The sequence below is a fragment of the Bradymonas sediminis genome (assembly GCF_003258315.1).
Classification (GTDB): domain Bacteria; phylum Myxococcota_A; class Bradymonadia; order Bradymonadales; family Bradymonadaceae; genus Bradymonas; species Bradymonas sediminis.
Map to the genome: position 1 here is coordinate 1,848,800 of NZ_CP030032.1, position 18,116 is coordinate 1,866,915.

At 59.7% G+C, this 18,116-nt stretch carries 14 protein-coding genes; 6 read left to right on the forward strand and 8 right to left on the reverse strand.

The genetic code is table 11. The annotated features are described in order from the left end of the window. Nucleotides 1-296 precede the first annotated feature (296 nt). On the reverse strand, nt 297-2,885 hold the full coding sequence (locus DN745_RS06895) for a helicase-related protein (RefSeq protein ID WP_111333283.1): 2,589 nt from the start codon (nt 2,883-2,885) through the stop codon (nt 297-299). Between the two features lie 111 nt (nt 2,886-2,996). On the opposite strand from DN745_RS06895, the gene DN745_RS06900 reads away from it, so the two are divergent. After that, on the forward strand, nt 2,997-4,445 hold the full coding sequence (locus DN745_RS06900) for a DEAD/DEAH box helicase (protein ID WP_111333285.1): 1,449 nt from the start codon (nt 2,997-2,999) through the stop codon (nt 4,443-4,445). Then, the gene (locus tag DN745_RS06905; RefSeq protein ID WP_162687519.1) at nt 4,432-5,691 is read left to right on the forward strand and encodes a DUF790 family protein; all 1,260 of its coding nucleotides are present in this window, start codon (nt 4,432-4,434) and stop codon (nt 5,689-5,691) included. The genes DN745_RS06900 and DN745_RS06905 overlap by 14 nt, the downstream gene beginning before the upstream one ends. A gap of 1 nt (nt 5,692) precedes the next feature. On the opposite strand, the gene DN745_RS06910 is transcribed toward DN745_RS06905, so the two are convergent. Both DN745_RS06910 and DN745_RS06915 read right to left on the reverse strand, forming a co-directional pair. Continuing rightward, nucleotides 5,693-5,941: a hypothetical protein gene (locus DN745_RS06910; RefSeq protein ID WP_111333289.1), complete on the reverse strand. Its 249-nt coding sequence runs from the start codon at nt 5,939-5,941 to the stop codon at nt 5,693-5,695. A 12-nt stretch (nt 5,942-5,953) separates the two neighbouring features. Continuing rightward, nucleotides 5,954-6,430: a hypothetical protein gene (locus DN745_RS06915; RefSeq protein WP_111333291.1), complete on the reverse strand. Its 477-nt coding sequence runs from the start codon at nt 6,428-6,430 to the stop codon at nt 5,954-5,956. Nucleotides 6,431-6,685: 255 nt separating this feature from the next. Between DN745_RS06915 and DN745_RS06920 the strand changes: the two genes are divergently transcribed. Next, entirely contained in the window at nt 6,686-9,061 is a 2,376-nt protein-coding gene (locus DN745_RS06920; RefSeq protein WP_111333293.1) for an ArnT family glycosyltransferase, read from the forward strand. Nucleotides 9,062-9,307: 246 nt separating this feature from the next. Next, complete coding sequence (locus tag DN745_RS06925) at nt 9,308-10,567, forward strand: citrate synthase (protein ID WP_111333295.1); 1,260 nt, start codon at nt 9,308-9,310, stop codon at nt 10,565-10,567. A 214-nt stretch (nt 10,568-10,781) separates the two neighbouring features. On the opposite strand, the gene DN745_RS06930 is transcribed toward DN745_RS06925, so the two are convergent. The 4 genes from DN745_RS06930 to DN745_RS06940 form a co-directional block, all read right to left on the reverse strand. Continuing rightward, nucleotides 10,782-12,326: an acyl-CoA carboxylase subunit beta gene (locus DN745_RS06930; protein WP_111333296.1), complete on the reverse strand. Its 1,545-nt coding sequence runs from the start codon at nt 12,324-12,326 to the stop codon at nt 10,782-10,784. A 57-nt stretch (nt 12,327-12,383) separates the two neighbouring features. Next, the gene (glgA, locus tag DN745_RS06935) at nt 12,384-14,219 is read right to left on the reverse strand and encodes a glycogen synthase GlgA (protein WP_111333298.1); all 1,836 of its coding nucleotides are present in this window, start codon (nt 14,217-14,219) and stop codon (nt 12,384-12,386) included. Nucleotides 14,220-14,409: 190 nt separating this feature from the next. Continuing rightward, entirely contained in the window at nt 14,410-14,583 is a 174-nt protein-coding gene (locus DN745_RS19270) for a hypothetical protein (RefSeq protein ID WP_162687520.1), read from the reverse strand. Between the two features lie 218 nt (nt 14,584-14,801). Continuing rightward, nucleotides 14,802-15,167, reverse strand: a complete 366-nt coding sequence (locus DN745_RS06940) for a hypothetical protein (protein WP_111333300.1) — start codon at nt 15,165-15,167, stop codon at nt 14,802-14,804. A 331-nt stretch (nt 15,168-15,498) separates the two neighbouring features. Here DN745_RS06940 and DN745_RS06950 point away from each other — a divergent pair, with 331 nt between their 5' ends. Both DN745_RS06950 and DN745_RS06955 read left to right on the forward strand, forming a co-directional pair. Then, nucleotides 15,499-16,290, forward strand: coding sequence for a hypothetical protein (locus DN745_RS06950; RefSeq protein WP_133622079.1), 792 nt, complete (start codon nt 15,499-15,501; stop codon nt 16,288-16,290). A 127-nt stretch (nt 16,291-16,417) separates the two neighbouring features. Then, the gene (locus DN745_RS06955) at nt 16,418-17,251 is read left to right on the forward strand and encodes a hypothetical protein (RefSeq protein ID WP_111333306.1); all 834 of its coding nucleotides are present in this window, start codon (nt 16,418-16,420) and stop codon (nt 17,249-17,251) included. An 89-nt stretch (nt 17,252-17,340) separates the two neighbouring features. On the opposite strand, the gene DN745_RS06960 is transcribed toward DN745_RS06955, so the two are convergent. Then, entirely contained in the window at nt 17,341-18,042 is a 702-nt protein-coding gene (locus DN745_RS06960) for a DUF72 domain-containing protein (protein ID WP_111333308.1), read from the reverse strand. Between the last annotated feature and the right edge of the window lie 74 nt (nt 18,043-18,116).

Consider the following 18,116-nt stretch of genomic DNA (forward strand, 5'->3'; position numbering starts at 1 on the left):
CGCCTTCGGCGCACACCTCTGGGGCACTCACCGCGCCCGAGTGAGACAAGTTGGCACGCTGGAGGGGATTGCACGGGCCGCGAGCACGACTTCGGCGCATACTTTTGGGGTACTCACCGCGCCCAAGTGAGACAAATTGGCGCGCTGGAGAGGGTTGCACGAGTCACGAGTTCGCCTTCGCCCTCTACCTCTGTGCATCTCACTGGCCAGAGTGAGACATCATGGCACAGGTGATGCGTGCTCGGGTGTCTGACCACGTTAGTCGCAGCGGGCAATGCGGTGTTCGTGCGCACTCGTTAGCGTAACTTCACGATACGACTTGCTTTGCGGTGGTAGACGGAAAAGCTGCGAAACCGGGGGAGATGCGCCGGGTTGGGGTCCTTGCCTTTCTTCGCCTTCTTGTTGGCCGGTTCAAGCACAACTTTACGCGAGGCGGCCTGGACGGTGCAGATGTAGGCGTGGCCCATATGTTCCCAATGGCGGGGGAAGTCGTCGGCGAAGCGCTCGAGGTCGTAGGCGGTGATGCCCAAAAGGTCGACGAGGTCGGGGCGCAGGTCGTCGGTCTCGAGCAAGGCGAGTTCTTGGGCGGATTGAAGACCGAGGGTTTGGAGCTTTGACAGGAGGAAGTCGTGGGGGGATATGGGCGCGGGCTCGCACTTCCAATAGCGCTCGGGTTCGGGCCAATCGGCCAGGAGGCTCCAGAGGTGAAGGTCCTCGCGGACCTTGTCGTCCGCGCCCTTAAATAGCCCGCCGGGGAAGGTGCGCCCGGCGAGGATAAAGTCGGCGACGACTTTGAACAGTTTGGGACCGCGCAGGGCTTCTTCGCGCGCCGAGATGGTGACGCCGGCGAGGTTGCGCTCGACGAGGGCGACGATATGGGGGGCGCCGTGTTTTCGCATCATCTCAGCCTTGCCGACAGCTTCGTCGCCCAGCCCCGCGTCGGCGAGCGCCGCGTAGCTGCAGGGCAGGAGCATACGGCCGGTGCCGCGCACGCCGATGCCGGTATCGCCCAGCCAGAAGTGGTCGAGGACAAGACCGGCGACCGGGTAGTCCGTCGGCTTTTGATCCACCGCCGCCTCGGCCGGGCGCGGCGGATCGTAGGGCCACACGCTCAACTCCAGCTCACCGTTTGACCACGGCTCGGATTGTCCGGGCGGCGTCTTCTTGGTGGCGCGTTTTTTGAGCGCGCGCTCGCGCAGCACACACGCGGTCTCGGGGATGCGCTCGAGCAAATAACGCGCGAAGTCGGCGGTTGGTGGGAAGTCGAGGGTATCTTGAGTTGGCTTAAGGATAGGCGCGCCGACCCACTCGCGCAGGCTGGTCGCGACCTGGCGCGCCTCGCGAAGGGCGGATGCGTGCAGGCCGTGGCGCTGCGGGTCGCCCGCGCGAAGCATGGCGATCTCGGCATAAACCTCATTGTCGACGCCAGTCAGCAGCGCGGCGCGCTCGTGGTGGACGTCGCGCGAATTCGTCTGTCCCAGGAGGCCGCGGTTGAGCTGCAAGAGCGCGACGAGATCGCAGGCAATGCCGGCCATGGTGTCATCGGCGCTAATGAGCATCCGCGCGGCGTGGCCGTCGACCGGGAGCTCGGCCAATTGCCGGCCCTTGTCGGTCATCCGAGCTTGGTCGTCGAGCGCATCTGCGGCGATCAGACGCCGGCGAGCCTCGGCGACCGCGAACTCGGGCGGTTCGGTCACCCAGGGCGCGTCATCAAAGGCGTCGCCGTCGAGACCGCAGACTCCCGCGTGCAGAAGTACGTCGTCGAGTTCGATGCGCTCAACTTCTGGTGCGGTCGTGGTCGAGGGCCGAAAGCGCTGGCTCCACAGGCGCACGCAGCGCCCCGGGCGCACACGTCCGGCGCGCCCCGCGCGCTGGTCCATCGAGTCTTCGGCGATCGGCACCATCGCTAAAGCCGAGCGCCCGCCGCGATGGATGCGCATGCGCGCCAGCCCGCTGTCGATGACGGTGGTGACGCCGGGGAGCGTGACCGAGGTCTCGGCGACGTTGGTCGACAGGTAGACGCGGCGTTTGTTCTTGGATTGGGCGAGCGCGGACTTCATTTTGTCGGGGGGCAGGCCGCCGTGGACGGCGACCGGCTCCAGATTATGCTGGCTGGCCACCTTCGAGAGTGCCTGCATGCACCCATTTATCTCGCCCTTGCCGGGCAAGAATACGAGGATATCGCCGCCTTCGTCATCCGGATGATTCGCCTTCGAGTCGAGCTGCGCGGCCTGGCGTACCGCGTCGGCGACCCGGCGCTCAAGGCCCTGGGCCGATGGAGCCGCGGGAGCCGCCGGCGCGTCGATATAGCTGATATCGACGGGAAAGCTTCGGCCCAGCGCCTCTAGATGATGCGTCTTGAGCCCGTGGGCGGCGAGCTGCGCGCTGAGGTCTTCGACGTCGAGGGTCGCGGACGTGATGACAAGGGGGCAGTCGTCGCGCTTAGTTTTGGCCCGAGCCAATAAGATCGCGGCGATCAGATCGACCTGCCAACTGCGCTCGTGAAACTCGTCGATGAGCACCCCGGCAAAGAGCGACTCTTTCGCATTTTGTTGGGCGGCGAGCATGCGAAGGGCGACGCCGGTGGTGGCGAAGATGACCTTTGTTTGGTTGCTCGTCCGGTCATCAAAGCGCACACGATACCCGATCGAGTGCCCAACCTTTTCGCCGCGCTGCTCACTGAGCCATCCGGCCAGGGACCGGCAGGCCACGCGGCGAGGCTCGACGACCAGGACGGGTTTGTCGTCGGAATCACAGGCGTCGGCCATCCACAGCGGCAGCCGCGTCGATTTGCCCGATCCGGTCGGGGCGGTCACGATGATCGGGGCGGGTCCGGACAGCGCGTCGAGGAAGACCGCGCGGATTTCATCTACGGGTAATTGCATAAAATCGGATGTGGGCGTGAAGGGTCACTCAACAGATACGCCGAGTTTGTAGTATGTGGGTGGAGAGATGCAAAGCTTGAGCGAACTTCTAATTGAGCGCAGGCGCAACGAATGAGCGAACAACTGGTTCTAAAACTCGACGGCTCCGCAGACGCCGACGCGTCGAAATCGCTGACCCTTCGCTTCGAGGCGGGGACGCTGGTGGTCGACGGTTTGGCGCGCGACGATGTGTCGCCCGAGGTCTATCCTGCCGGCCATCCCTTGCGAAAGCACCTGGTCTGGGATGACCGAGTCGATCGATTCCGGGCGCCGGCCATTGAGTACCGCCTGGTGGTCGCGGCGATGCTGCGCGAGGGTTTTACGATCTATGACGAGGCGCGCACCTACCGCGAGGTCGCGCTTGAGATGGCTGATCGCTTCGAGCCGCATGAGCATCAGCAGGGTGCGTTTGACGCGTGGGTTGAGGGAAATAAGCGCGGCGTGGTCGTGCTGCCGACGGGCTCGGGCAAGACCTATGTCGCCCAGATGGCCATCGAGGAGGTGGGGCGAAGCGCGCTTGTGCTGGTGCCGACGCTCGATCTGATGAATCAGTGGTCGGGGGTGTTGGCTAAGAATTTCGGCTGCCCGGTCGGCCTGCTGGGCGGTGGGTATCACGAGATCGAGGATCTCACCGTGACCACCTACGACTCTGCCGCGATACATATGGAGCGGCTGGGCGGGCGCTTCGGTTTGCTCGTCTTCGACGAGGTGCATCATTTGCCGGGCGAGGTGTATCGGCAGGGGGCGGAGTGCGCGATCGCGCCGTTTCGGCTGGGTTTGACGGCCACCCCCGAGCGCGCCGACGGCAAGGAGGTGGTGCTGGACCGCCTGGTCGGGCCGGTGGTCTTTCAGAAGTCGATCAAGGAATTGTCGGGCGATATTCTGGCCGATTACGAGATCAAGAGCGTGCCGGTGGCGATGACCGAAGGTGACTTCGAGCGCTATACCACAGCGCGAAAGGAGTATCGCGATTTCGTTGAGGCCCGAGGCATTCGCATGTCGAGTCGCCACGGGTGGCCGTCGTTTTTGGCGGCGACCAATAAGTCCGAAGAGGGTCGGCGTGCGTTCAAGGCGTACCGGCTCCAAAAGCAACTGGCGCTCGTCCACGAGGCGAAGATGCAGATGCTCTACGAGCTGCTCGAGCGCCATCATCACGAGCGGGTGCTGGTTTTCACCAACGATAACGACAGCGTCTACGAGATCAGCGAGCGCGCGTTGGTCCCCTCGATTACCCATCAGACGCCGATTAAAGAGCGAAAGGAGATCCTGAAGCGATTTAATGAGGGGAAATACCGGGTGATCGTCACGAGCAAGGTGCTCAACGAGGGCGTCGACGTGCCAAAGGCGGCGGTGGCGGTGATCTTGTCGGGCTCCGGCTCGGTGCGCGAGCATGTGCAGCGGCTGGGTCGAATCCTTCGGCGCCACGAGGGAAAGCGCGCGTTGCTCTACGAGTTGATCACCGAGAACTCGGTCGAAACCTATGTCAGCGAGCGCCGGAGGAAGCACGATGCTTACGAGTGATTTGTTATGTGTGAAGGTGAGCAAGAAGACGGTCGAGGGCAAGAAGTCGAAGGTTGCGTTCGTGGAGCCTGAGTATCTCGATGTCGGCGCGAGCGAAGCGCTGCAGCGGGCCGAGGAGTTGGTCTCGATCTTCGAGCGTCACCTGGGCGACGCCGAGCAGAACACGCGGGGAGCGCTCGAGGAGTCGCTGGCGGACCTGGTCGGCCACGGCACGGATTTTGTGATCTGGCGCGGCCTGGCCAAACTCCTGCTGGACCGCTCGGAGTTCGAGACGGTGTCCTCCATCGACCCCGACGAGATTCGCCGCCATGTCTTTGAGGCGAGCGCTGAGCTTGGCCCGGTGACCTCTGAGTCGGTTCGCCAAAAGGTCTTGGCGCAGGCGGGCGCAACCCTGAAAGTTGCGCCCGACGAAGTCGAGCACGGCCTCTACGCCGACCTCGAGGCGCGCCAGCGCCTGACCTCCTTTAAGACCATCGACCCCCAGGCGCTCCTCCACCGCTATAATCTCGCGCTCGCTCAGGCCGTGCTCTATAAGGCGACGCGCCTGGTCGTGGAGTTCGGGGACCTCGACTCCAACCAGCTTCGCTACCTCTTTCAGATGCTCAAGTTCCACCGCTTGATGCACCGCTTCGAGCGAAAGAAGGGCGGCTACCGCCTTGAGATTGATGGTCCGGCGAGCTTATTTTCGAAGAGTCGGAAGTACGGGCTGCAGATGGCGGTGTTTTTGCCGGCGCTCCTGGTCCTCGACCGCTGGGAATTATGCGCCGAGCTTGATTGGAAGGGCGGAGGGAAGTCCAAGGGGAGCACACCCTATCGATTCCTTCTTAGCCACACCGACGGCCTCGTCTCCGACCGCCGCGTCACCGGCCAATGGGTGGCCGAAGAGGAGCGCTATTTCGAAGATCGCTTCGCCGAAGCCGACACCGAGTGGAAGTTGGCGCGCCAGGGCAGTATCGTCGAGCTGGGCGACAACCAGGTCATCATCCCCGACTACCGGCTCACCCATCCCGACGGACGCGAGGTGCTGCTTGAGGTCGTCGGGTTCTGGCGACTTGATTATCTGGAGCGGCGCATCGACTTGTTGGCCAAGTCGAAGAAGGTTCCGCTTGTGTTGGTGGTTAGTGAGCGCCTCAAGACCGGGCGCGGAAAGCTCGCGAAAGTTCCGGCCGAGGTGGTGTTTTTTAAGGGGGTTATTCTGGTGAATCGCGTTCTGGAGGCGGTCGAATTGGCGAGCAAGTCGGGGTGATTTAGTCGCCGTTTTCCGTGCCCTCGTCGCCCTTGGGCGCGGGTCCTTCGTCCTCATCGGCGCCAGCGAGAATGCTGGCCTGGTCGCGACGCTTCTGTGCCTCGGCGCGGGTCTTGGCGACCTCGTTGTTGAGCTTTTCGACCTTTTTATCGACGTCGATGGTGGGTTCGGGCGGTTGGGCTGGGGCGTCGCAGCCCCAACAAATAACGCCCAGCGTGGCCGCGAAGCATAGGATGCGAAAGGAGGGCATGAGGTGTCCGGCTCAGGTCGCCAGCGACTTCAGCGAAAGGTGGGAGAGGTCATCGTCGGAGATCACGCGCATCAGCTTGATAAGCGGCTTCATCAGGCGTGCGAGCACCGGGAACTCATCCATGTCGGAGTCCCAGAACTGCAGCGCGCCGTGAGTGCCCGCGGCGTGGTCGGCGAAGCGAAGATGGATATTGGTGTCGCCTTCTTCTGGGCCGCGGCGCGAGGGCGACGCGTCCCAGAACGGGTAGGTGCGAAGGAGTCGAAATAAGTTGAGGTGATCTTCCTTGGAGAGTTGGACGCTGAAGAGTTCGTTCTCATCCTCGTTGCGCCAACTTAGGAGCGTGCCACCCGAGCCTGCGACCTGCAGCGTGGTGAGCCCACGCGCGTCGATATTACTGCCAATTTGACAGAAAAAATGAAGGCCGTAAGTGTCCTGCGTTTCTGCGACTTTATCGAGGCGTCGCTCCAAGATTTCTTTTGGGTCGGACACAGACAAATCTCCTCAATGGAAAATAGGGCGTCAATCCGGCGCCAGAGCGCCGCGAATACTTATAGGACCGCGCGCGATTATGCGTCAAGGTTGCCAAAGGCGGCGGGTCAAAGTGTTTCGCGGTAAATCAGCGCTGGCGGTGGAATTGTAGGTTCGACTAATGCTAATAACAGGCGCCGGTAATTTTGCGCGTCGCGGGCGTCTTTGTCGCGCGCGACGCGCTACCTTCTACATATCTGTATATAAGACGTAAGTATGAGTTCTAAAAATACCCAAGACGCCGCTGAGACGGTTGAGCCGCAGGCCACGTCCGACGCGGTCGAATCCGCCAACAATGCTGCCGCGACTGAGGAGCCTGCGCGGTTCTCGCTCAGTTCATTGCGTTGGTTCGAAGACGACACCAAAGCCTGGTGGCGTGACCGCGCCATCGTGGTCACGGTCTTTGGCCTGCTCTTTCTCCTCTTTTTGGGGAGTTTTGGCCTCTGGGACCCATGGGAGGTGCACTACGGCGAAGTCGCGCGTTCGATTTTGGAGCGAAACGACTGGATCAGCACCTGGTGGGGCAGTCATTGGAAGAACTCCACCGGCAGCGCCGAAGGATCCTATTTCTTTTCCAAACCGATTTTGCTGATGTGGATGATGTCCATCGGCATGCAGGTCTTCGGGTTTTCGGCCTGGGGCGTGCGCCTGGGGGTCGCGTTGATCGCGTTGATGGGCGTGCTTCTTGTCTATTCGATGGGGGCGAGCGTGTTCCGCCGCCGCGTCGGATTCCTGATGGCGGGTATTCTGGGGACAAGTCCGTTCTGGTCGATGCTCAGCCGCCAGGCGCAGACCGATATGCCCTTCGTGGGGTTGATGACCGTCGGTATCTGCTTCTTTATGATGGCCGTCTTCGGCAAAGACCGTGACTTGCCGGCCGATAAATTCTCCTATTCGCTGACCTTCGGGTGGGTCGCCCTGGTCTGTATCCCGCAGGTGATTCTGGTCCTGGTCGGGCTTTCCAGTTGGCGCGGTTCGACCAATCCCTTTATGGAGGCGTTCACTTCGCCGCAAACCCAGGGGATTATCTTTGGGGGCGTCATTCTTGGGCTGGGCACGCTGCTGCTTTTGACCGGTCTGTGGAAGGGCAGGGCGAATACCGAGAAGTCCCGTAAAACCCGCAGCCGCCTGGCGCTGGCCGCGCTGGCCGTGGTGTGGGTGCCGCTGCTGGTGGTGCTGGTGATCGCGCTGGTCAGTGGCGATAACGCAGCGAAGTCGTTGGAGGGTTGGTTTGTCTGGGGGCCAACCCAGGCCGCTCAATACCTGAGTATGTTCTCCCTCGCCCTATACCTGACGTTTTCGCGCCCGATTGTTGAGCGGCGTCGCATCTATCTTATTGGTTTTTATACCTTTGTGGCGCTGGCCACGATGGCCAAGGGGCTGCTCGGCTTTATGCTTCCGGGCGCGATATTCTTCTTCTATCTGCTCATTACGCGCGAATGGAAGATGCTTAAACAGGTCGATTTGCATATCGGCGTTCCGATCTTTATCGCGGTTTGTTTCCCCTGGTACGCGGCGATGTTGATTCGTCATACCAAGGGGTTTTGGACGCGCTTCTTTGTCCATGACCACTTCAAACGCCTCTCCGGCGGCGTCCACCAGATCGACACCGGCAGCTTCGAGCATTTCGTGCGGTGGCTGGGATATGGGCTCTTCCCCTGGTTTGCCTTTTTGCCGGCGACCTTCGGCTATCTGTTCTCGGGCCGCGGTCTAAAGATGGACGATGACCGTGGGCGCGCGACCCTGATGCTGCTGATCTGGGCGGCGCTGGGCTTTATGCTCTTCACGCTGTCGAGCACCAAATTCCATCACTATATCTTCCCGGTCGTGCCGCCGCTGGCGATGCTTATCGCGCTGGCGATTGACGACGCCCTGGACCGCGAATTGCCGCACCCCTGGCCGCTGTATTTTGCCGGTATCGGCGTGCTCGGCATGTTGACCTGGGACCTGGTCGGTGACCCGCAGTTGCTCAAAAACCTCTTCACCTACAAATATGACCGCGTGTGGCTGGTCGACCTGGACCCGGGCTTTAGCCGCTGGATCTTTGGCGCCGGTGCCGTGTCGTTAGTCGGTATGGTCTTATTCCTGGTGAGGAATCGCGTGATACGCCGCGCCGGCCTAAGCGCGGTGATGGCGGCGGCCTTTGTTTTTACGGTCTTCTGTATCGATATCTACATGCCCGCCATCAGCGGCTCTTGGAGCCAGAAGGGCCTGTGGGACGCGTATTATGCGCAATGCACGCGCATCGACGGCCCGCCCGGCGCGCACCGATTTAAGCGCTTCTGCGAGGAGCCCGCGATTGCCTTCCGCCTGAATTGGCGCGGCGAGACCTTCTATACCCAGAACGAAGTGCTGCCGATGAGCAAGGACAAGGATTTCGACCATTTCCTTAAGGAAAATGGGGACGAGACTTTCTACGCCATCATGGAATATTCGAGTTATCGTGGTAGTTTCCCGCGCGCGCTTCCGGCGCATCTAAAGGGAAAAGCCTGCATCACTTATAATGAAAATATTAAATTTGCGCTCGTGAAGGTTCCCTGTGCGCCCGACGATCCAAATCGTACTGAGGACAAGCCCAAAAACAGGCGATAATTCGCGCCAAGGGCGCTAGGAATTGCCCGGAAAGGGTATCATAGAGGACGGCGAGTGGAGCCGGAATGTGACGGAATGAATCGTCATTCATCACTTCCCAAATCCGCATATTTTTGGTAGGTTTCGCTCGCTGTGAGACTTTAAAAAAACCACCCGGTCGGTGGTTTATATATCTAATTCACCGTTTTATATGCGCGGTGCGAACAGTTCCACGGTAATAAACATACTGTTGAAGAGGAGATTTCAATGACGGACGCGAAATTAGTTCTTAATGGTCAAGAGTGCGAATTCGGCGTATTCGAGGGAAGCGAAGGAGAAGTCGGCGTCGATATGCGGAAATTGCGCGGGATGACCGGCGCGATCAGCTATGACCCGGGCTATGGCAGCACTGGTTCGTGCAAAAGTGAGATCACCTTTATCGACGGCGAGAAGGGCATTCTTCGCTATCGCGGCTATCCTCTTGAGCAGCTCGCCGAGGGCGTCAGCTTCGAAGAGGTGATGTACCTGATGATCTGGGGCAAGCTGCCCAACCAGGCGGAGCTCGACGGCTTCAACGCCAAACTCGCCGAGCACGCTGAGCTTCCCGAAGGGATCGTCGCTGTGCTGGACAACCTTCCGAAGAACGCGCATCCGATGACCGTGATGCAGACCCTGGTCGCCACGCTTGGTGACTATTATGAGCCTGCCGACGAAGAGACCGATATTATTCGTCTCCTGGCCAAATCCAAGGCGCTTGCCGCGTATTCCTATCGCAAGCAGACCGGCAAGGAATATCTCAAGCCGAGCAAGGGCGCGAGCTTCGCCGGTGACTTCGCGCATATGACCTTTGGCACCTCGGATGAGTATAAAGTCAGCGACGTGCTTGAGGCTTCGCTCGATAGCCTCTTCATCCTGCACGCCGACCACGAGCAAAACTGCTCGACCTCGACCGCGCGTATGATCGGTAGCGCGCAGGCGAGCCTTTACGCCTCGATCTCGGGGGCGATCGGCGCTCTGAGCGGCCCGCTGCATGGTGGCGCCAACCAGAAAGTTATCGAGATGCTTGAGAATATTCGCGCCGAAGGACGCTCGCTCGAGGATCATATCGAGCTGGTCAAAGACAAGTCCTCCGACGTGAAGCTGATGGGCTTCGGTCACCGCGTGTACAAGAACTTCGATCCGCGCGCGCGCATCCTCAAGAAGTCGGCTGACGAGCTTTTCGCCGACCTCGGCGTGGAAGACCCGGCGCTTGACCTGGCCAAAGAGCTTGAGAAGGTCGCGCTTGAGGACGAGTATTTCGTCAAACGTCGCCTCTACCCGAACGTCGACTTCTACAGCGGCACGATCTATCGCGCCCTGGGCATCCCGACCAATATGTTCACGGTGATGTTCGTGCTTGGACGTCTTCCGGGCTGGATCGCTCAGTGGAAAGAGATGCGCGATGACGCCGACCAGCGCATCCACCGTCCGCGCCAGATCTATATCGGCGAGAACGAGCGCAACGTCACTCCGATCTCGGAGCGATAATTTAAAGGGTCGATGGGCGCCTCCGAAACTTCGGTCGCGCTCATCGGCTGCGTAGCAAAACAGAGAAGGCCCCGCGGATATGGTTATCTGCGGGGTCTTTTCTTATGCCGATCTAAGCGCGTCGGCGAGGCGCCTTGCTCATGCGTGAGATACACGCAAAAGCCCCGCGGAGAAATAACTCCGCGGGGCTTTATTGCCGGATTAACCGGGCCGCTTAGAGCGGGATATTGCCGTGCTTTTTGGGCAGGCTATCGATGCGCTTATTCTGCAGCATCTCCAGCGAGCCGATGAGGCGCGGGCGGGTGTCGATGGGATCGATGATCTCGTCGATATAACCGAGCTCGGCGGCCTTGAACGGGTTGGCGAAGGTCTTGCGGTATTCCTCGACCAACTCGTCCTTTTTGGCGACGGCGTCGTCGGCTTCTGCCAGCTCGTTGCGGAAGACGATATCGATCGCACCAGCCGGGCCCATGACCGCGATTTCGGCGGTGGGGTAGGCCAGGTTGATATCGGCGCCGATATGCTTGGAGGCCATCACGTCATAGGCGCCGCCATAGGCTTTGCGGGTGATGAGCGTGATGAGCGGGACGGTGGCTTCGGAGTAGGCGTACAAAAGCTTCGCGCCGTGCTTGATGATGCCGCCGTATTCCTGGTCCACGCCGGGCAAGAAGCCGGGGACGTCGACCAGGGTGATGATCGGGATATTGAAGGAGTCGCAAAAGCGCACGAATCGCGCGGCTTTCAGGCTCGCGTCGATGTCCAGGCAGCCGGCCAGCGCGTTGGGTTGGTTACCGACGATGCCCACCGAATGCCCACCAAGGCGCGCGAAACCGATGACGATATTGCGCGCGTATTCGGCTTGAACTTCGAAGAAATAGCCGTCGTCGACCACCGCTCCGATAATCTCGGTCATATCGTAGGGCTTCGACGGGTTGGCCGGCACGATATCGTTGAGCTTGGCGTCGCGGCGATTGACGTCATCGTCGGTGGGCACAAAGGGCGGGTCTTCGGCGTTATTGGAGGGCAGAAACGAGAGCAGCTCGCGCACGCGCGCGATGCATTCGTCTTCGGTGGCGCACTCAAAATGCGACACGCCGCTCTTCTCGCTATGGATGCGCGCGCCGCCCAACTCCTGCTTGGTCACTTCCTGGCTGGTGACCGTTTTCACGACCTCCGGCCCGGTGATGAACATATAGCTGGTGTCCTGGACCATGAAGATGAAGTCGGTGATCGCCGGGCTATACACGGCGCCGCCGGCGCAGGGCCCAAGGATGGCCGACAGCTGCGGGACCACGCCGCTGGCGCGCACGTTCTGGTGGAAGATGTCGGCATAGCCGGCGAGGCTCTGCACGCCTTCCTGGATGCGCGCGCCGCCGGAGTCGTTGAGGCCGATGACCGGAGCGCCGACCTTGGTTGCCAGATCCATGATCTTGCAGATCTTCTCGGCGTACGCGCCGCTGAGGCTACCGCCGAAGACCGTGAAGTCCTGGGAGAAGACATAGACGGTGCGCCCGTCGACCTTGCCGTAACCGGTGACCACGCCGTCGCCGGGGATCTTCTTTTTCTCCATGCCGAAGTCGGCACAGCGGTGGGTCTTGAGCTTATCAAGCTCGACAAAGGTCCCCGGGTCGAGGAGCAGGTCGATGCGCTCGCGCGCGGTGTATTTTCCGGCGTCATGTTGGCGCTTGATGCGCGCTTCGCCGCCGCCCATTTCGGCTTGAGCGTTCAATTCTTGAAGACGTTTGACATTATCGGTCATTATATTCCCTTGTGACTATCATCGGCACGAGAACCTTCCAGGGTCGCTGGGAGGTGCTTATTTCTTTGCGTCGTCCTTCTTGGGGACTCGCCTGGTTGCGCCTTTCTTCTTAGCGCCTTCTTTTTTGGTGCTGTCCTTCTTCGCGCTGCTTTTGGGTTCCGATTTCTTCGCGCTCTTCTTCGTTGTTTCTTTTTTCGCGCTATCGGTTTTGGCGGTGGCCTTCGAATCCGCCTTCTTTGTGCTCTTCTTCGACGAGGACTTCTTTGAGGTCTTTTTCGCCGCGGATTTCTTCTTCGGGGAGGCCTTCTTTTCTTCGGTCTTCTCGGCTGCTTTCACTTCAACCGGGCGACCAAGGGCCTTCTTATAGATGTCGACGTATTGGCTGGCCGAGTTCCCCCAAGAGAAGTCGCGCTCCATGGCGTTTTGGATGACCGGGCGCCACTGGCGGTGGTTTCGGTAGCGCGTGGTGGCGCGCGCGATGGTCTCGCGAAGCGTGTCGACGTCGAATTTTTCGAAGGCAAAGCCGGTGCTTCCCTCGATAATATCGCCGGTCTTCTTGTCGCGCTTGGGGTCGATGACGGTGTCTTTGAGCCCGCCGGTGGCGTGCACCAACGGCAGGGTGCCGTAGCGCATGGCGTAGAGCTGCGTGAGTCCGCAGGGCTCAAAGCGACTCGGGATCAGCAGGATGTCCGCCGCGGCCTGGAATTTGTGGGCCAACTCCTCGCTATAGCCGAGGTGTGCGGCGATATGACGCGGGAATTTCTCGACCAATCGGGTGATCTCGTCGGCGTATTTTTGCTCGCCTTCGCCCAGGAATACGACCTGGAAGGAGTCTTTCTCGTGCTCGAAACCGTCGAGTAAGGTCTCAAGCGCCGGCAATAAAAGGTCGAGGCCTTTTTGCTCGGTGAGCCGTCCGACCATCGCCAGAAGCGGAAGGGTGGGGCGGTCGGGGAGGCCGAAATGGGCCTGCAGAGCGGCCTTATTCTTGCGCTTGCCGTGCAGATCGTCCGAATCATATTGGACGTCGATATAGTGGTCGACCGACGGCGACCAGACCGAATAGTCGGCGCCGTTGAGGATTCCGGTGAGCTTGGCCGAGGCGTCGCGCAGGGCTTCGCCCAGGCCAAAGCCGCCCTCGTCGCTCTGAATCTCTTCGGCGTAGGTCGGGCTGACGGTGGTCACCTGCGAGGCGTATTTGATCCCGCCTTTAAGGTAGTTGATGGCGTCGTCGACGCGCATCTCCGACGCCGCATAATACTTTTTGGGCAGGCCGGTCTCAGGCATCGCTTCGCCGTCGAATCGGCCCTGGAATGCCAGGTTATGAATGGTCAGCACGCACGCGGTGTCCTTCATCTCCTCGGCGTAATAATGCTCGCGGAAGATGGGCGCCAGCGCGGTATGCCAGTCGTTGCAATGAATGACGTCGACCGGGACGCTATATTGCATCGAGAATTCGACGATCGCGCGGCTAAAGAACGCGAAGCGCGCCGGGTTCGACTGCAGGTCGCCGTCGCCATAACCGTAGAGGTTATCGTTCTGGCCGAAGAAGTCGTCCTGCTGGATGAAGAAAATGCGCACGCCGCCTTCGGTGCGGCCTTCCCAGATGGTGGCTTCGACTTTTTTGCGCAATTTGCCCAGCCGCGGGACCTGCAGGGGCTGCAGGCGCCGGCTAAGATGAAGCGCCTCGGGGTCCAGATGCTTGTACAGCGGGGTGATGATCGAGACCCGGTGTCCCATCGCGTTGAGCGCTTTGGGAAGACTCGCCGCAACATCGGCGAGGCCGCCGGTCTTCGAATAGGGTGCAACCTCACTGGAGGCAAATAGAATATCGAGGGTTTCCGCAGCACTGGGCTTCTCAGAGTGCTTGGTGCGGATCAACTGGGCGAGTTCCATAGGTTTTGTTCTCAGGTAAACGGACAAAATACAGATAATAAACCAGGCGCTTCTCTATAAATAAACAACCTCGAAAATACAACCACACCCTTGGGCATGCCGTATTTCGGGGTTGTTTGAGGCGCGATTAATTCGGCAAGGGCGCCGCGAAAAAGGCGCCGATGGCGAGTCGCGAACACGCTAGGTCGTGTTAATTGGCGTCCATCTCATGGAGCAGCTTGATGGCTTGGGTCATGCCGTCGATCTGCGCGCGTTTGACCCGGATCTGATTCTGCAATTCGCTGCGGTTATCTTCGAGGGTTTGGAGTTTCTCTTCGATGCTTTTGAGAACCGCTTCAAGGTTCGTGTCGTTCTGATTGTTCATAAAAAATGCCTGTGGATCTGAGGCGTCGAAAGATGAATTTCGACCCGTTAGCGTCAATATAAGGATGGAAAATTCTGGGGGCTTACTCACCCTATTTCGATCAAAAGGGAGTATTGGCCAGGCGCCAACTCAACGCGTTAGCTGCCATTTGCCACGGCCCACTTTGGTGACGATCTCTTCGTCCATTAGTGTGCTCATTACAGCATATGTGTAGCTTTTCATGCCTTGAGATAGTTCATTTTCGATCTCGCGCAGAACGTTGAGAACGTCGACGGTGCGAAATGCTTGATTGCCCTTGCCCAGCTTAAGACAAATGCTCTCAATTTGTTCGCGCCGAGCGCCGGACGCCCACTCTCGGGGTTAACTTCCAATGAAGTCAGCGAACCCGACGCCTGGCGGGACTTGGTTTCGGGGACTTCGCCGCGCAGCGCGCAGCGCAGGTTTTCAAGGGCTTCGCGGGTCTCCTGGGTCTTAAGATCGTAGTTCTGACTACGCTTCTCAAGCTCGGCCAATTCGGCGCGTGCCGTGGCAAGGGCGGTTTCCAGGGAGGCGATATTGTCTTTGAAACTAATTTGGTGGCTCATAGATCTATTTTCTTATCAAGGGTTGAAAAAGCAGAGGCCTATTATCTTTGTGCGTCCTGTATCCATCAAATCTATATAGATAATGGGACGCATATCATTCCAGAATAGCGAGCCTATTCTATTTGGGCATTCAAACACAAGAGTGCGCTCATCTCAATAGGATATAGTGCGAGAACGGGGTGAAGACGCAAAAATTATATTTGGCAATTCTCTTTGGTGTCTATGTTGGCAGTGAGGCGCGGGGGGAAATGCGCTGCCGAGCAGTTGGGCAAAGCGTATTCTTTGTGAGCGAGTTTCATATTCGTTCTTTTGTGCGTGCCAAGGAGGAGTTGTGGTCGAGAGATATGAGGAAAGTCGTCGAGGCGCAGGTTGGGTTTGGGCGATTGTAGGAATCATCGTAGCGGCCTTAGTCATCTGGTGGGTCGGTGCAGCGCTAACCGATAACACAGATGATAGCTATACCGCCCAGGGGGAGCAGGTTAGCGAAGGTTATAATACAAACGAAATAGCAGAAAACGAACCATCGCCGGAGCTCGGCGAGGAGGCGATCACCGACCCGGCGCAGGACTCCGATGAGTTGGCGCAGGCCGATCTCCCAGCCGGGTTCGACGAGGCCGAGTCGACGGGCGATGACACGTCGCTGGCAAACCTCAACGCGTGGACCGAGCAGGATCACCCGAGCCTCGACGCCGCCGCCCTCGACGATGGCACGGCGCGCTTGAGCGAGGCCGCCGGGGAGGTTGCCACGCTGTTTGGCGCCGCGGCGCTCGACGAGGGCAGCCAGGTCGGTGGTGGCCCGCCCGATGAGAGTGCGCAGGCGCTCGTGTCCGAGCGTACCCGCCTGGAGGCGTCGGTCGAAGAGTTGAAGAACTCACAGTCGGCCGAATACCCCGGGGTCTTCTATCAGGTCGCCAAGGACTTCGTGGCCCTGGTGGATGGGATTCAAAATCAGGCCGATACGGAGGAGGCCAGTGAACCGCTGGAGCAACTCCACGGGGCTTTGGATGAGCTTTCCCCGACCCAGGATCTCGATGAGCAAGAGTCGGCGATTAAGTCGTTCTTCGACAACGGGGCCCAGGTCCTCAATGCCTTCGCCGAATCCACCGCGGAACAACCCGAGTAAATGAACAATTTTGGGGAGCCCGAGCGTGGGTGAAGGCGAGAAGGTCGCCTTCACCCTGGGCGCCGCGTTCCCTAAAGCGTGGACTAAGCACCCGCGAACACACCCAGAAAAACACAAGGAGAGTATCATGCAGTATATAAATATTCGCACCATTCTCGCGCTGCTTCTCTCAATGGGCCTCGGTTCCGCCGTGCTCGCCCAGGGCGGCGACGCGATGGCCGAGGGCAGCTACGACAAGCAAGCTGAGAAGATCGATGACTCCACCGAATCGGCCACCGACAAGGCGGTCGATGATTCCAAGAGCGCCGAGATGGGCAGCAAGGATGAGTCAAAGAGCGACGAGATGCGTAGCAGCGAGGAGTTGGCCAAAGACTTCAAGGAATGGACGAAGTCTGAGAAGCCCGACGATAATGTCGACGGCTATGCCAGCAACGGCCTGACCAAGCTCGATGAGGCGATTGGCTCCGTGATCGAGGACGTGAACGCACAGCCTATGGGGGGCGGCCCGGCCGGTGACGAGAGCTCGGACAAGGAGGCTACGCACGAGATGGACAAGTCCGCGCTAAAGGACCTTAAGTCCGAGCAGGAGCGGCTCTCCAAGATCGCCTCGGATATCAGCGGCGACGCCAAGAGCGAGCATCGCTCCAAGCAATTCCACGAGGCCGCAACCGCGACCAGCCAGATCTTCTCCTCCCTCCAACAGGCGCATTTCCCCAAGCTAGAGAAGGACGTCAAAAAGTTGCAGGAGCGCGTGGATAAGATCGACGCCAGCAAACCGCTTGCATCGCAGGAGAAGGATGTCGAGAAATTCTTTAAGGAGTCCTCGAAGGTTCTCGATAAGATGTCCGATGAGCTCAAAAAAGACGCCATCGGCGGTGGCCCGGTCGAAGACGACATGAGTCACGAGGGCGATAAGAGCAGCGACGAGAAGGTCGATGAGGTGACGCCCGAGATCGAATAGCCCGCAGCCTTCCCCATCAGTGCATAGAAAAAGCCCCGCCGGCGCGATGCCGGCGGGGCTTTTTCGATGCGTATCGGTGCGAGCTAATCTCAGAGCGCGTCGTATTCGAGCGCGACCTTCAATTCACGGGCATGTTCCCATTTGAACCGTCCGCGCATAAAGCAGAAGACGCGCTGATAGTTGTCGGCCCAGTCGATCATGGTCTCCATGTCGAATTGGTCGAGTTTGCGCCGAAGGCCCGCGCGCTCGGTGAGCACCCACGCGGCGTCGCCGCTGGTGTGGGGGATCTCTTCGCGATACGCGATGAACGGGTCATGCGCGTATACAAGGCCGATGGAGTTCGCGAATTCGAGGGTGTCGCGAAGCTGCCACAGGCCGTCGCTCTCCCAGATAACCAGGGGCTTAATCGGGGCGGCCAATTCGTTGACCACCTTCTCGAGCAGGTCGCGCGAGATCTGTCCGGGCCGGAAATTCGCAGGCGTGCGGATCAGAATTGCGCGGGCGGCCAGGGCGTGGGCGCGGTCAACATTTGCCTGCCAAGCCTCACGGGCGGCGGCGTCCAATTCGGTGGCGCCGCGGGCGCTTAAGCGCGTCAGGGCGTTCACGAATTTGCTATCTGCGCATAGCGTAAAGCTGAAACCCTTGGGCGACTCAACCCGCCAGCGGTTAAGCGTGGCGGTTTTGGGGAGCGCGTCAAGCGTCTCGAGGTCCAACTGAAGCGCGTTGCAGCGCTTAAAATAATGATCCCAGCCGCGATCTAATTCATCGCAACCGTAATAAAGCTTCGTCATAGGCCTGAAGTCCGTCTGTAGGTCATCTTTTTATAGGTTAAAAATGCTCGAATTGTTCGGGTTAAGCGCGCGAG